Origin of the sequence: Streptomyces sp. CB02009, assembly GCF_001905825.1 — a bacterium.
Classification (GTDB): domain Bacteria; phylum Actinomycetota; class Actinomycetes; order Streptomycetales; family Streptomycetaceae; genus Streptomyces.
This window is the reverse complement of the sequence record NZ_LIVV01000002.1, coordinates 1,231,051-1,246,549: the sequence shown is the minus strand read 5'-3', so window position 1 is coordinate 1,246,549 and position 15,499 is coordinate 1,231,051. Positions and strand designations below refer to the sequence as shown.

The following is a 15,499-nucleotide window of genomic DNA, read 5'->3' as shown; positions in this document are numbered from 1 at the left end:
CCGATGCAAGTGGCTGCAAGCCACCTGCATCGGCCTCGCGAGGGGTCGGGGCGGGAGGGTCGGGGCTGGATGTCCCGCCGGCCGGACTACGGGTTGACGTTGATCTTGAAGGTGGAGGTGGTGTTACGGATGTCCACCGCGTTGCCGCTCAGCCGCAGCCCGTTGAAGGTCACCTCCCCCACGGCGGGCCCCTGACCCGACTCGGGCATCTCGTTGGCCCACAGACCGAACCCGGACTTGGCGTCGAACGCGTCACCGCTCTTGCGCGCGCCCGTGATCGAGACGTCCGTGAACACGGTGTCCTTGATGGGGAACTGTGGCTGACCGCCCACGTAGTTCGTCTGGAACATCACCCCGCTGTACGTGGGGTCGACGATGTCCACATGGCTCACCCTGATGCCCTGGAAGACCTTCGAGGCGGAGAACACCCAGATGCCGGGGAACGTCTGGGAGCCCCAGAAGTGGCCGCCCGCCCGGACGATGGAGATGTTCTCGAAGGTCGTGGGCTCGGTCCCGAAGCCGTTCATCGGATATCCGAAGTCCAGCGACGAGATGGTGATGCCCGCGTAGACGAGCGTGTCGGCGATGTGGATGTTGCGGAAGGTGTTGTTGTAGCCGCCGTAGACGGCCACGCCCGCCGCCCGCCAGGTCAGGGTCGTGGTGAGGTTCTCGTAGACGTTGTTCTTCATGTCGGCGCCGCCGGCGTCGATCGCGGAGAACAGGGCGAAGCTGTCGTCACCGGTCGCCCGGGCGTCGTTGTTGACGACGTGGTTGTCCGTCGAGCCGTTGGTCATGTTGATGCCGTCGGCGAACATGTTCCGGATCCGGGAGTTCCTGATGGTGATCCGGTCGGTGTTGGCGCCCCAGTAGAGGCACACCATGTGCTCGTTCCAGATGTCGTCGATGACGATGTCGGTGACGTTCGCGAAGTCGAAGACCTTGCCCGGTCCGTCGATGCGCGAGGTGTAGTTCCCGAAGTAGGCGAAGCCCTTGAACAGCGAGCCCTTGGCCGCCGCCTCGGCGCGGAAGCCGATGTCGGTGTTGTCCTGGCTCGACGGCGCGTGGAACGTCGTGAACCACGGTCCGGCGCCGACCACCTTGACCGGCTTCCCGTACACCTGGAACTTGCTCGCCGTCTGGTAGTCGCCCGGCGGCAGGTAGACACCCACGAGCGTGCCGGTGGTGTCCATCCGGACCTTGTCCAGGGCGTTCTGCACGTCCTGGTGCCCGAAGCCGGCCGGCACGGTGTAGGTGGCCGGGTCCGGGTTCCCGACCGGGGCGACCTGCTCCAGGTTCACGAAGTCGATCGCGTACGTGGAGGTGTTCGCGGCGTCCTTCTGGAGCCGGATCCTGCTGCCCGCCGGGACGGTCTCGCCGAGGAGGAGGTGCGCCTCGTCGTAGATGTGGCGCGGTGCGCCCGCGCTCGGGGAGTTGCCGGGTCCGGCCTCGGCGCCGTACAGCCAGGCGTACTTCGACGTCAGCGGGAGCGACTTCTTGAACACTCCGTCGACATACACGTTGATGGTGGAGTCGATGCCCCCGCCGCCCGCGGAGTCCGGGATCGAGAAGCGGGTCACCAGGGTGTTGGTCGAGCGCCGGGTGGTGAACTCGACGTACTCCCCCGTCGCGTCCAGGCTGACGGCCTTGCGGCCGGAGGCCTCGCCGGCGATGTCGCCGATGGTGCGGTTCGGCCCGGCGACCGTGGCTCCGCCGCCCACGGTGCCGTCCTCCGCCTCGTACATGTCGTACGGCATGTTGGCGCCGCGTCCGACGAAGAGGGGCTGGGTGGAGGTGTTGTTGGCGCGCTTGACCGGGAGTTCGTTGGCGTCGTCGGCGACGACCGTCCTCACGGTGTAGGAACCGTTGACGGCCGTCCACGGGCCGAGGTTCACCTCGGTGCCCGCACCGGCTGCGAGGGCTCCGTTGTGGGTGCCCGTCAGGGTCTTGACGGTGGCGCCCGTCGAGTCCGTCAGGGTGAGGGTGACGCCGTGGCCGCCCGCGGCGCTCGCCGCGGTGCCCTGGTTCTTCAGGGCCACCTTGAAGGTGACCGTGTCGCCCGCGGCCGGGCTGGACGGCGACGTGGTCACCGAGGCGGCCACCAGGTCGGAGCTGGACACCGGCGCGACCACCAGGGCGGTGGGGCGGGTGTAGGTGTTGTTGGACTCGTTCTGCTCGATGACGGCGTTCGCCTCGTCGGCGACGGCGCTGAGCTGGTAGCTGCCCGCGTCACGGGCGCCGATGGAGGCGCTGACCGTGGTCTGGGCGCCGGCCGCCAGGGCGCCGACCTGAGCGGTGGCGACCTTCGTGCCGCCGAGGCGCAGCGCGACGGCGCTGGCCGGTGCGGCGGCCGGTCCGCTGTTGCGGACGGTGGCGCTGACGGTGATCGGGTCGGACTCGACGGGCGAGGCGGGCGTGGTGGTGAGGCCGGTGACCTCGAGGTCGGGGTTGGGGGCGGGGACGCCGATGACCTGGAACTCGGCGAGCTGGCCCGCCGCGGAGCCGGTGTTGGCGGTGAACTTCAGCTGGACGTCGGCGACGCGGGCGGTGACGGGGATGGTGACGGTGTTGCCGCTCGCCGGGTCGAAGGTGTAGCTCTTCGCCGCCGTGATGCCGCTGAAGCCGGTGGCGCTCTGCTCCCGGCCGAGGACCTCGACGGTCTGGCTGCGGGTCGCCCAGGCCGTGTCCGGGTTGAGCTTGAGGACGAGGCTGTTGACGTCGGCGTTGGAGCCCAGCTTGACGGTCAGGGTGTTCGGGTAGCTGCCGCCGGCTCCTTCCCAGTAGGTGCTGACGTTGTTGTCGTTGGCGTTGGCCGCGATGAAGGTGTGGACGACGGAGGAGGCGTTGATCTCCTTGCCGACGGCGAGGTTGGAGCCGCCTCCGCCGCTGCCGGTGCGGGTGACGGCGTTGCTGTCGGTCGACTGGTTGCCCGCCGCGTCCTTCGCGCGGACGCGGTAGGTGACGGTCGCGGAGGCCGGCTGGCTGTCGGTGTACGTGGTGACGTTGCCGGCGACGCTGCCCCGGAGGACGTTGTTGGCGTACACGTCGTAGCCGGTGACGCCGGTGTTGTCCGTGGAGGCGTTCCAGGTCAGCTTGACCTGGCCGGCGGCGGGCTCGGTGAACGCGAGGTTCGCGGGCGCCGTCGGGGCCTGGGTGTCGCCGGTGTCACCGGTGCGGGTGACGGCGTTGCTGTCGGCGGACTGGTTGCCCGCCGCGTCCTTGGCGCGGACGCGGTAGGTGACCGTCTGGTTCGCCGGCCGGGTGTCGGTGAAAGTGGTGACGTTGCCGGCGACGCTGGTCAGCAGCGTGCCGTTGGCGTAGACGTCGTAGCCGGTGACGCCGGTGTCGTCGGTGGCGGCGTTCCAGGTGAGCCGGATCTGATCGGTGGCCGGCTGGGTGAGGGCGAGGTTCGCGGGTGCGGACGGCGCCTGGGTGTCGCCCGTGGCCGGCCCGTAGACCTCCAGCTCGGAGAGCTGGGCGGCGGGCTGGACGGAGTTCGCCGTGACGAGGACCCGGACGTACCGGGTGGTGGCCGCGTCGAAGGTGATCGTCGCGGCCCGTCCTCCTGCGGCGTCGAAGGTGTACGCCTGGGCGGCGGTCAGATCGGTGAAGGCGGTGCCGTTGGCGCTGCCCTGGATCTTGAGGGTCTGGCTGCGCGCGCCCCATCCGTCGGGAAGCCGGAGGACGACCCGGTCGACGCGGACGGACGAGCCGAGGTCCGCCTGGATCCACTGCGGGAGGGCGTTGTTGGTGCTCTCCCAGTAGGTGGCCCGGTTGCCGTCGTTGGCGTTGCCCGCCGTGTACACCTCGGTGTGGCTGCTCGCGGTCAGGGTGCGGCCGCTCGCCAGGTTGGCCGAGGATCCGTCGGCCGCGTGGACCTCCAGTTCGGAGAGCTGCGCGGCCTGCCAGCCGGTGTTGGCGGTGATGTCGACCCGTACGAACCGGGCCTGGGTGGCCGGGAAGGAGACCGTCACGGTGTTGGCCGCGCCCGGGGCGAAGGTGTAGGAGGCGGAGTTCTTGAGGGTGGCGAAGCTCGTGCCGTCGGCGCTGCCCTGGACGGACAGCGTCTGGTTGCGGCTCTCCCAGCCGGCGGGCAGCTTCAGGACCACCTCGTCCACCCGGGTGGTGGCGCCGAGGTCGACCTGGACCCATTGGGGCAGGGTGCTGCCGGCGCTCTGCCAGTACGTTCCCTGGTTGCCGTCGGTGATGTTCGCGGCGCCGTACTCGGCGTGGGATCCGGACGCCGCGGCGGCGTCGCCCAGGGCGATGTTGGGGCCGCCCGCCGCCCGGGCGGACATGAGGGGTCCTCCCAGGGCCAGGAGGCTGGTCGCTATCACGGCGCTCAGGCCCCGTGATCTCCAGTGGTGGAAACTCATCCGTCCTCGCTCTCGATTCATGGGCACGGGGTCAGCCGGTCCGGTTGACGACGAACTGGGAGCCGGGCTCGACGAGGACGTCGCCCTCGGCCGAGTTGGTGATGGTGACGCCGGTCAGCGTCGCGCTGCCGCGGGCGCCGCTCATCGCGAGGATCCCGGAGCCGTTGACCGACTTGTCGATGCGGACGTTGGTGATCTTCACGTCCGGCATCTCGCCGCCACCCGTCTTGAACTGGATGCCGTCGTAGGTCGAGTCGTGGATGTCGGTGTCCCTGATGGTGACGCCGGGGATGGGCTGGCCCTGCGCGAAGAGGGTGATGGCGCCGAACTCCTGGTCTTCGTTCCAGAACGCCCCACCGGTGCGGTGCAGGGCGTTGTTGGAGATGAGGGTCTGGCCGGAGAAGGGCAGCGGGTCGTGGTCGGTCGCGAGCATGATCCCGGGGTAGTTCATGGTGTCCGAGATGATGTTGTTCTCGATGGTGTTGCCATAACCGCCGTAGACCGCGATGCCGTTGGCGCGCCAGGGCAGCTGGATGGTGTTGTTGCGGAAGTGGTTGTCGTGGCCGACGTCGACCGAGGTGTCCTTGACGTACTTGCTGGCCCAGACGGCCAGGGCGTCGTCGCCGGTGTTGCGGAAGGACGAGTTGAAGACGGTGGAGTTGCGGGTGCCGTTGGCGAAGTTGATGCCGTCGGCGTAGGTGTTGCGGATCCGCATGCCGGAGAACTCGAGACCGTCTCCGGGGCCCCACAGTTCGGGGATGTTGGAGTAGTCGCGGCCGGCCCAGACGCCGACGTTGGCGTGCTCGATCCAGACGTTGCTGATCTTGGTGTCCTTGCCGAAGCGTCCGTTGAGGCCGACACCGCCCTCGGCGTTGCCGTCACCGCCGCGGATCGCTCCGGAGCCGAAGATGGCGATGTCGGAGATCTGGGTGTTGTGGTCGATGTCGAAGCCGAAGTTGCCCTCGTGCGGGTGGTTGATGCCACCGGCCTCGTGCGGCGGGGTGAGGGTGTAGAGCTGGGAGTGCCACATGCCCGCGCCCCGGATGGTGACGTCCCGGATGCCGACCTGGTTGAACTGGCCGCGGTTGAGCGGGTCGTCGGTGAGGATCTTCTGCTCCTGGCGCCACTGGCCGGCGGGGATCCAGACGCAGGGGATCTGGCCGTTCTGGTCGGCGGTCACCGCGCGCTGGAGGGCGTCGGTGTCGTCGATGCCGTCGTTGGGGACGGCGCCGTACTCGGTGATGGAGACGCAGTTCGCCGGCTTGGCCGCGGGGGGCGCGACCTGCTCCAGGTCGATCAGGTCGATGATGTAGAAGGACGCCGAGTCCCCGGCGTCGCGCTGGAGGCGGAACTTCGTCCCCACCGGGTACGACTGGGCCAGCAGGGCGTGGGACTCGTCGAAGAGGCGCCGGGCGTCGCCGCCGGGGCGGTTGGTGAGCCCTTCGGGGTCGTCGGTGCTGCCGTAGAGCCAGCTGTGCTTGGACGACAGGGTCAGCTTCCGGACGAAGACGTCGTTGGCGTAGAGGCTGATGGTGGCGTCGGCGCCGCCGCCCGCGGCCGCGTCGGGCACGGAGTTGCGGACGACGATGGAGTTGGCCGGGTTGGTGGAGGTGAACTCGACGAACTCACCCGTGGCGTTGAGCCGGACCGACTTGCGGCCGGAGGACTCGGTGGCGAAGTTGGTGTGCCCGAAGGTCCGCTTCTGGTCGGCGGTGAGCAGGGTGCCCTGGTACCGGGCGTCCTCCGCCTCGTACTCGGTGTACGGCACGGCGGCGCCCCGGCCCACGACGAGGGAGCGCGAGAAGACGTTGTTCGTCTCGTCGGTCTCTGTGAGGGTGCCCGTGGCGTCGGCGGTCGCGGTGAGCATGGCACCGCCGGTGGTGGCGGTCCAGCTCCCGGAGATCGGCACGTTGACCGTCTGGCCCGCGGCGATGGTGCCCGTGGTGCCGTTGAGCGTGGTGCCGCCCGCGGTGAGCCGGGTGACCGTGGCCGCCGCGGTGGTCGTGCCTCGGTTCTGGACCGCGACGGTGAAGGTGACGGCGGAGCCGACGGCGGGGCTGGTCGGGTTGCTGGTGATCCCGGTGACCCGAAGGTCGGGGCCGGGGCTCTGGCCGACGACCAGCTTCGTGGCGGCGGTCCGGCTGTTGTTGCCGTTGTCCTGTTCGGGGACGGTGTCGGTCGGGTCGACCACCGCGGAGACGGTGTACGAGCCCATGGGCCGCTTGCCCACGGTGACCGGGACGGTCGCAGAGGCGCCGGCGGCGAGCGCGCCGACCTGGGCGGAACCGGCGACGGCGCCTTCGACACTGACCTCGACGGTCGTGGCGGCCGCCGCCGCGGTGCCGGCGTTGCGCACCGTGGCGTTCACGGTCACGGCGTCCGTCTCGGAGGGGGTGGACGGAGACCAGGTCAGATCGGTGACGGTGAGGTCGGGGCCGGGCGCCGCCGCGCCCACGACCTGGAACTCCGCGACCTGGGCGCCCGGGGCGCCGGTGTTGGAGAAGAAGGTCAGCCGCAGGTCGGCGTAGCGTCCGGAGACCGGGATGGTGACGGTGTTCTGCCCGGTGGAGGGGGTGAAGACGTAGTCGGCGCGGGCCTTGAGCGAGGTGAAGCCGGAGGCGGCCTGCTCGCGCCCGAGGACCTGGATGGCCTGGGTGCGCGGGCCCCAGACCTGGGCCGGGTTCAGTTTGACGACCACGGCCGTGACATCGGCGTTGGCGCCGAGCTTCACCGTCAGGTCGGCCGGGAGTCCGGCGGACTCCCAGTAGCTGGTGGTGCTGTCGTCGTTGGCGTTGGCCGCGACGTACGTCTGGGTCGTGGAGCTCGCCTCGATGGGCTTGTTCCGCGCGAGGTTGGTGCCGGTGGGCGGCGGGTCGACCGGGCCGCCGCCGCTCTCGCCGTAGACCTCGACCTCGGAGAGCTGGGCCGCGTTCCAGCCGGTGTTGGCCGTCACCTGTACACGGACGTACCGGGCCGTGGTGGAGGTGATGCCGACGGTGACGGTGTTCGACGCGGAGGGGTCGAAGGCCCGTGACTGAGGCGCGGCGAGGGTGGTGAAGGTGCTGCCGTCGGTGCTGCCGAGCACGGCGACGGTCTGGGAGCGGGCCTCCCAGGTGGTGGGGAGCTTCAGGACGACGCTGTCGACGCGGGTGCCCGCGCCGAGGTCGACCTGCACCCAGTGCGGGAACGCGCCCGCGGGGCCTTCCCAGTACGACTGCTGGCCGCCGTCGGTGACGTTGCCGGCCGGGTAGGCGCCGTGGGCGCCCGATGCCGTGGCCGTTCTGCCGAGGGCGAGGTTGGTCGCGGCCGCCGCGTACGCGGTCACCGGAAGGAGTCCGACGGCGATCAGTCCGGCGATCAGGACACCGATCGTCAGCCGCCAGCTCAGGGTTTTGCCTCTCATATGGGCCTCTCCGCCTGCTGGGCCACGGGTTCGGAGCCGGCACACGGCCTCTCGCCAGGAACCCAGCGGAACTCTGACAATGAATGACGGCGAGATGCAGACTTATTGAGCATTCTCGTTAATCTTTTGCGCCGCCGGGGTGTCAGGTTTCTAGCAGGTCACCGCTTTGTCAACAGCCGTGACAGAAACGGGGGTTGGGCCGGCGCATCCGCGCAGGTCAACGAAAAACGGCTCCGGCGCCGGAGCCGGAGAACGGTGAGCTGAGAGCGGAGGGGGTCAGACGGTCGGCGGCGGCGCCGTCGAGCCGCGGACCACGAGTTCGGGCTCGAAGAGGAGCTCACCGGGGTCGGTCTGCGTGCCCTGGATCTGCGCGCAGAGCAGCTCGACGGCGGCGCGCCCCATGGCCTCGATGGGCTGGCGGACGGTGGAGAGCGGCGGCTCGGTGCAGTTCATGAAGGCGGAGTCGTCGAAGCCGACGACGGACACCTGCGAGGGGACCGCGAGTCCGCGGCGGCGGGCCGCCCTGATGGCGCCGAGGGCGAGCGGGTCGCTGGCGCAGACGATGCCGGTGACGCCCCGCTCCAGGAGGCGGGTGGCCGCGGCCTGCCCGCCTTCGAGCGAGAAGATCGACCGGACGACGTACTCGTCCGGCAGTTCTCCGCCGGCGGCCTCGGCCACGGCGCGGGCCGCTTCGAGCTTGCGACGGGAGGGGACGTGGTCGCTGGGCCCGAGGACGAGGCCGATCCTCTCGTGCCCGAGGGAGGCCAGGTGGCGCCAGGCCTGCTCGACGGCGACGGCGTCGTCGCAGGAGACGCAGGGGAAGTGGAGCCCCTTGATGGAGGCGTTGATCAGGACCACCGGGATGTTGCGCTCGGCGAGCTGGTGGTAGTGGTCGTGCGGGGCGTCGGCCTGCGCGAACAGGCCTCCGGCGAAGACGACTCCGGACACCTGCTGCTGGAGCAGGAGGTCGACGTAGTCCGCCTCGGACACGCCCCCCTTGGTCTGGGTGCACAGGACCGGGGTCAGCCCCTGCTGCGCGAGCGCGCCGCCGATCACCTCCGCGAACGCGGGGAAGATGGGGTTCTGCAGCTCGGGCAGGACGAGGCCGACCAGGCGCGCGCGCTCGCCCCGCAGCTGCGTGGGCCGCTCGTATCCGAGCACGTCGAGCGCGGTGAGGACGGACTGCCGTGTCGCCTCGGAGACACCGGGCTTTCCGTTGAGGACACGGCTGACCGTCGCCTCGCTGACTCCCACCTTCTTGGCCACTTGAGCAAGTCGTCGCGTCATGAACGCAAGAGTATCGCAAACTTCGCAAGCGAGTTGCGTCGTTGCCAAGTCCTTGCAGTGAACGAACGCAACCCATGAGAGCCGACAACGCTTGAAGGGTTGACGGGCCGAAGGGCGCCTCATAACTTCAGGCCTTGATAAAAGGCGTGCTGCAGTGGCCCGTTGGGCGCGAGACGGCGAAGGGATTGTCAGGTGCATAACACACGTACGCGTGTACGCACGTTCCTCCGGCGGGGAGCGGAGAGACGAGAGCCCCGAGCGGGCGACAGGTTCCGCGGCCGCCGGCTCCGGCCGCTCACCGCGCTGACCGCCGGCGCCCTCGTGGCCGGCAGCCTCATCCTCACCGGGCCCGGCACCGCGCAGGCCGCGGGCGAGCGGGTCGACGTCTGGCTCACCACGACCTCCGACTCCGGCGGCCGTACCGTCACCCGCGGTCTCGCCCAGCAGGCCCCCCTCGCGTTCGGCCCGGCCGGCGGCACCGCGAACCACACGATCACCGTCGACGAGAGCACCACGTACCAGCAGTTCGAGGGCGGCGGCGCGTCGATCACCGACACCACCGCCCATCTGCTGCGCGGCGGCGCCGTCAGCGCCGCCACCCGTGACGACGTGATGCGCAAGCTGTTCTCGCCGACCGAGGGCATCGGCCTGTCCTTCGTCCGCAACCCCATCGGCGCCTCCGACCTCTCCCGGCCGGGGCACGTCTCCCTCGACGACACCTGCTGCGACCTCGGCGACTTCGGCACCAACGGCTACGACACCGGCGTCCGGCTGCTGACCGCGCAGGCCAAGCAGCTCAACCCCGCCCTCCGGGTCAAGGGGGTGCCGTGGAGCGCGCCGGGCTGGATGAAGGACAACGGCCGGATGGACCAGATGGGCTGGCTGAAGGCGGAGTACTACCCGCTGTACGCCCAGTACCTGGTGAAGTACGTCCAGAGCTACCAGGCCGCCGGGGTGAAGGTCGACTACCTCTCCGTGCAGAACGAGCCCAACTGCTGCCAGGCGGGCAACCCCACCGCCATGAACTACCCCGGGATGAGCTGGAACCCGGCCGGGCTCGTCGAGTTCACCAAGAACCACGTCTACCCGGCCTTCCGGGCCGCGGGCATCACGACCAAGGTCCTCGTCCACGACTGGAACTACGGCGACTACGCCTCCTTCGGCGCCGGGATCCTCAACGACGCGGGCGTCCGCAACGACCCGCTGTTCGGCGGCATCGCCTGGCACGGCTACGCGGGCGACCCGGCCGTCGGCACCCAGGTGCACAACCAGTACCCCTCGGTGAAGCAGTTCAGCACCGAGCACTCGGGCGGCACCTGGATCGGGAACCAGCACAACGAGGACATGAGCGACATCGTCGGCTACGCCCGCAACTGGAGCGGCAGCCTGGTGAAGTGGAGCCTGGCGCTCAACCAGAACATGGGCCCGCACAACGGCGGCTGCGGCACCTGCACCGGTCTCATCACCGTGCAGGAGGGCGGCGCCCGGGCCGGGCAGGTCGACTACACCGTCGAGTACTACACGACGGGCCACCTCACCAAGTTCGTGAAGCCCGGCGCGTACCGCATCGGCTCCACCGCGAACAGCACGGTCCAGAACGTGGCCTGGCGCAACTCCGACGGCTCCAAGGCGCTGATCGCCCACAACGGCGGCGGCTCCGCCCAGTCCGTCCGGGTCGACTGGGGCAACCAGTCCTTCACCTACACGCTGCCCGCCCGCACCACGGCGACCTTCGCCTGGTCGGGGACGACCGGCGGCGGCCAGACCGGCACCGGCACGCTGACCGGCCTGGCCGGCAAGTGCCTGGACGTCGCCGGCGGCGCCACCGCCGACGGCACGCCCGTCCAGCTGTACGGCTGCAACGGCACCGCGGCGCAGCGCTGGACCCTCGCCGCCGACGGCAGCGTCCGGGCGCTCGGCAAATGCCTCGACGTCACCGGCGGTTCGACGGCCGACGGCGCCCAGGTCCAGTTGTACAACTGCAACGGCACCGCGGCGCAGCGCTGGACGTACGACGCGACCACGCACGACGTGGTCAACACCGGCGCGAACAAGTGCCTGGACATCACCGGCAACTCCTCCGCCGACGGGACCCGGGCGCAGATCTGGACCTGCACCGCCGGGGCCAACCAGAAGTGGACCCACCACGCGGCCTGACCGGCCGCCTCCGCTCCCCTCCGTTCCCCTCCCCCGCACAGGGCCGTGGACAGGCCCTTCAAGGAGCCCGCATGCCATCCGCACGTCCCCGCAGAACGGTGGGCGCGGCCGTCGTCGCCGCGACGGCCGTCCTCACCGGTCTGCTCACCGGCGGCCTGCCGAGCGCGGCCGCCCAGGAACCCGCGCCCCGGGCCGTCGACCGCTTCGAAGGCGAGGTCCCCTTCGCGTCGCCACCCGCCGAAGGGATCTTCACCTGGGGAAACGCCACCGAGTCGCACCCGAAGCTCGAACTGAGGGAGCGCGCCGACGCCCCCGAGGGCAGCACGGTCCTCGAAGGCCGCTACGACGTCAGCGGCTGGGGCGGCTTCACCCACGACTTCGCCTTCGACCAGCCGGCGCACGACTGGACGGCGTACCGGGGCATCCGCTTCTGGTGGTACGGCCAGAACACGGCGCCGCTGCCGCCCGGCTCGGGCAAGCGGATCGCCCTGGAGCTCAAGGACGGCGGCGCGAACGGTGAGGCGTCCGAGCTGTGGACGACCTCCTTCACCGACGACTGGGAGGGCTGGCACCTCGTCGAGGTCCCGTTCTCCGAGTTCCAGTACCGGACCGACTACCAGCCCGTCGGCGGCATCGACCAGGTCCTCGGCCTCGACCGGATGTGGGGGTACGCGGTCACGCTCCCGACCGGCGGGCCGGGCTCCTTCGCCCTGGACGGCGTCGAGCTGTACGGCACGGCGGAGCCCGCTCTCACCACCAAGGTGGTCACGAAGTCCGTGGTGCACCCCGTCGACGAGGGCGGCAGCGCCCGGGTCGACGTCTCGGTGGCCACCACCGGCTCCGGGCCGATCGGCGAGCCGGTCACCGTGGCGTACGCGACGGAGGGCGGCGGCACCGAGCCGGGAGGGGCCGAGCCAGGGAAGGACTACCGGCCGGTCACGGGCAGTGTCGTGTTCCCCGCGGGGACGCCCTCCGGGACGACCCGCTCGATCACCGTGCAGACCCTGAAGGACGGTTCGGCCGAGTCCGCCGAGACGATTCCGCTGCGGCTCACGGTCGACGGCGCCAAGGCGCCCGCCGAGAACCCGCTGATCGTGGTGAACGCGCACGGCCTGCCGTACCTCGACGCCCGGCTGCCGGTACGCAAGCGGGTCGCCGATCTGCTCTCCCGGATGTCCCTGGCGGAGAAGGTCGGCCAGATGACACAGGCCGAGCGCAACGCGCTGCGGTCCCCGGGCGACATCGCGGGCTACGCGCTCGGGTCGCTGCTCTCGGGCGGCGGCTCCGTCCCCACCCCGAACACGCCCGCCGCGTGGGCGGCCATGGTCGACGCCTACCAGCTGCGCGCGCAGGCGACCCGCCACCAGATCCCGCTGCTCTACGGCGTGGACGCGGTGCACGGGCACAACAACGTCATCGGCGCGACGATCATGCCGCACAACATCGGCATCGGAGCCGGCCGTGACCCGGAGCTCGCCGCGCGGACCGGCTCCGTCACCGCGAAGGAGGTCCGGGCGACCGGCGTGCCCTGGGACTTCGCCCCGTGCCTCTGCGTGACGCGCGACGAGCGCTGGGGCCGTTCCTACGAGGCCTTCGGCGAGGACCCGGCGCTGGTCACCGCGATGGAGACCGTCATCAACGGCATGCAGGGCGCGCGGAACGGGACGGACCTCGACCGCAACGACAAGGTCCTCACCAGCGCCAAGCACTTCGTCGGCGACGGCGGCACCGCCTTCGGCTCCTCGACGACCGGCTCGTACACGATCGACCAGGGCGTCACCGAGGTCACGCGGGCGGAGCTGGAGGCGGTGCACCTGGCGCCGTTCGCGGAGGCGGTGAAGCGCGGTACGGGCACGGTGATGCCCTCGTACTCCTCGCTCGACGTCCTCGGGGACGAGCAGGGTCCGGTGAAGATGCACGCCAACGCCGAGATGATCAACGGCGTCCTCAAGGACCGCATGGGCTTCGAGGGCTTCGTCATCAGCGACTGGCAGGCCATCGACCAGATCCCCGGCGACTACCCCAGCGACGTGCGCACCTCGATCAACGCCGGTCTCGACATGATCATGGTGCCGACGAACTACCAGGACTTCACCCGGACCCTCACCGCCGAGGCCGGGTCCGGCCGGATCCCGCTCTCCCGGATCGACGACGCGGTGGCCCGCATCCTGACCCAGAAGTTCCGCCTCGGTCTCTTCGAGAAGCCGTACGCGGACACCGCGAACCTGCCGTCGATCGGCTCGGCCCAGCACCGCGCGGTGGCACGGGAGGCCGTGGCGAAGTCGCAGGTGCTCCTGAAGAACGAGGGCTCCGTCCTGCCGCTGAAGCCCTCCCAGAAGGTGTACGTGGCGGGGTCGAACGCCGACGACCTCGGCAACCAGGCCGGCGGCTGGACCATCAGCTGGCAGGGGTCGTCCGGGCGCACCACGACCGGGACGACGATCCTCGAAGGCATGCGGAAGGTCGCGCCGGAGGCCGGGATCGGCTGGTCGAAGGACGCCTCGGCGCCGACCGACGGCTACGACGTCGGTGTGGTGGTGGTCGGCGAGACCCCGTACGCGGAGGGGTTCGGCGACGTGGGCAACGGCAACGACCTCGAACTGACGGCCGCCGACAAGGCCGCGGTGGACAAGGTCTGCGCGGCGATGCCGTGCGCCGTCCTGGTCGTCTCGGGACGGCCGCAGCTCATCGGCGACCGGCTCCCGGGCATCGACGCCCTGGTCGCCTCCTGGCTGCCGGGCACGGAGGGCGACGGCGTCGCCGACGTCCTCTACGGCAAGCGGCCGTTCACCGGGCAGCTTCCGGTGACCTGGCCGAAGTCGGAGGCCCAGCTGCCCCTCAACGTGGGTGACAGGAGCTATGACCCGCAGTTCCCGTACGGCTGGGGGCTGACCACCCTCACCCCGGCCCCGTCCGGCGGGGAGCCCGCGCTGCGGGCGCTGCGCATCGCCGCCAAGGCGCTGCAGGCGGTCGGGCGGGGCGACTCCGCCGAGGGGCGCAAGCTCGTCGCGGTGGCGCGGCAGATCGTCCAGAAGAGGATCGCCGGGCACCTCACCCAGGCCACGGCCAAGCCGTTCGCCGACGCGGACCATCTGCTGCTCACGGGTGATCCCGCGGGCGCGGTCGGCAAGCTGACGGAGGCGTACCGGGCCGCGAGCTGACGGAGAGCACGGGACACCAGCCCGGCCCCCGGGGGGAGAGTGACGCCCCCGGGGGCCGGGCTTGTCGTGGTCGCGTGCGCGAGCTATCTTGCATTGCATGGTTCCTGGTAACGCAATGAACGAGGCGGGCGACAGGGTCCCCAGCCAGCTCCGCAAGGGAGTGCTGGAGTACTGCGTCCTCGCGCTGCTCAGGGACGAGCCGAAGTACGGTGTCGAGCTCGTCGCCGAGCTCTCCGCGGTCAGCGTGATGACCACCAGTCAGGGCACGATCTACCCCCTGCTGTCGCGCCTGCGCCGCGAAGGGCTCGTCGCCACCGAGCTGCGCGACTCCCCCAGCGGACCGCCGCGCCGCTACTACACGCTGACGGGCGTCGGCCGGGCCTCCCTCGCCGAGTTCGCCCAGGCGTGGCCGCTGTTCAGAGACGCCGTCGACCACTTCCTCACCGACCCGCAGGGGGACTCCGCATGAACGCCACCGACCAGAACCCGCTCGTCGCCGCCTACCTCGACGCCGTCGCCCGCGAGACGGCCGAGCTGCCCGCCGACCGCCGGGCCGAACTCCTCGCGGACCTCCGCGAGCACATTGAGGTCAGCGGCGCGGAGGGCGAGGAGCAGCTCCGCGCCGTCCTGGCCGGGCTCGGCGAGCCGCGTACCGTCGCCGCCTCCGCGCTCGCCGAGGAGGCCCCGGCCGGACGGGCGCCCGTCTCCGGAACCGGACGGGGCAGGCTGACCGCGATCCTGCTCGGAGCCTCGGGAGTGCTCCTGCTGCTCAACCCGTGGGTCGGCGCCCTCGCGCTGATCGCCGCCCTGGTACTGCTCTGGAGCGCTCCGCTGTGGACCGGGCGGCAGAAGGCCCTGGGGACCGCCGCGGGCGTGGCGGTGCCGGTCGTCGTCCTGCTGGGCGCGCTGCTCGGGGCCGCGTCCCGGATCGGGATCGTGGAGCTCCTGCTGATGCTCGTGTTCTCGCTGGGTGTGCCGATGCTCGGTGCCGTCCTGCTGCTGCGGGCCGCGCGCCGCTGACGGCGGGGCACGGCAGGGTGCGGCGGGGTGCGACGGGGTGCGACGGCGGGGTGCGACGGCGGGGTGCGGCTCCGGGACGGACCCCCTCCGGGGTGCCC

At 70.8% G+C, this 15,499-nt stretch carries 7 protein-coding genes; 4 read left to right on the top strand and 3 right to left on the bottom strand.

Translation table 11 applies throughout. The features are described from left to right. Positions 1-86: 86 nt before the first annotated feature. The 3 genes from AMK27_RS12590 to AMK27_RS12580 form a co-directional block, all read right to left on the bottom strand. Entirely contained in the window at positions 87-4,373 is a 4,287-nt protein-coding gene (locus AMK27_RS12590; RefSeq protein ID WP_073905622.1) for a discoidin domain-containing protein, read from the bottom strand. Positions 4,374-4,404: 31 nt separating this feature from the next. After that, a complete protein-coding gene (locus AMK27_RS12585; protein WP_073905619.1) occupies positions 4,405-7,776 on the bottom strand; it encodes a CARDB domain-containing protein in 3,372 nt (1,123 codons plus the stop codon). Positions 7,777-8,052: 276 nt separating this feature from the next. Further along, positions 8,053-9,063, bottom strand: coding sequence for a LacI family DNA-binding transcriptional regulator (locus tag AMK27_RS12580; RefSeq protein ID WP_073905617.1), 1,011 nt, complete (start codon positions 9,061-9,063; stop codon positions 8,053-8,055). 321 nt (positions 9,064-9,384) lie between these two features. On the opposite strand from AMK27_RS12580, the gene AMK27_RS12575 reads away from it, so the two are divergent. The 4 genes from AMK27_RS12575 (at position 9,385) to AMK27_RS12560 (ending at position 15,401) form a co-directional block, all read left to right on the top strand. Next, on the top strand, positions 9,385-11,220 hold the full coding sequence (locus AMK27_RS12575) for a lectin (protein WP_241847472.1): 1,836 nt from the start codon (positions 9,385-9,387) through the stop codon (positions 11,218-11,220). Positions 11,221-11,291: 71 nt separating this feature from the next. Next, entirely contained in the window at positions 11,292-14,381 is a 3,090-nt protein-coding gene (locus AMK27_RS12570; protein WP_073905614.1) for a glycoside hydrolase family 3 protein, read from the top strand. 97 nt (positions 14,382-14,478) lie between these two features. After that, a complete protein-coding gene (locus AMK27_RS12565) occupies positions 14,479-14,850 on the top strand; it encodes a PadR family transcriptional regulator (RefSeq protein WP_030317059.1) in 372 nt (123 codons plus the stop codon). Continuing rightward, positions 14,847-15,401: an HAAS signaling domain-containing protein gene (locus tag AMK27_RS12560; protein WP_073905612.1), complete on the top strand. Its 555-nt coding sequence runs from the start codon at positions 14,847-14,849 to the stop codon at positions 15,399-15,401. The genes AMK27_RS12565 and AMK27_RS12560 overlap by 4 nt, the downstream gene beginning before the upstream one ends. Positions 15,402-15,499: the final 98 nt, after the last annotated feature.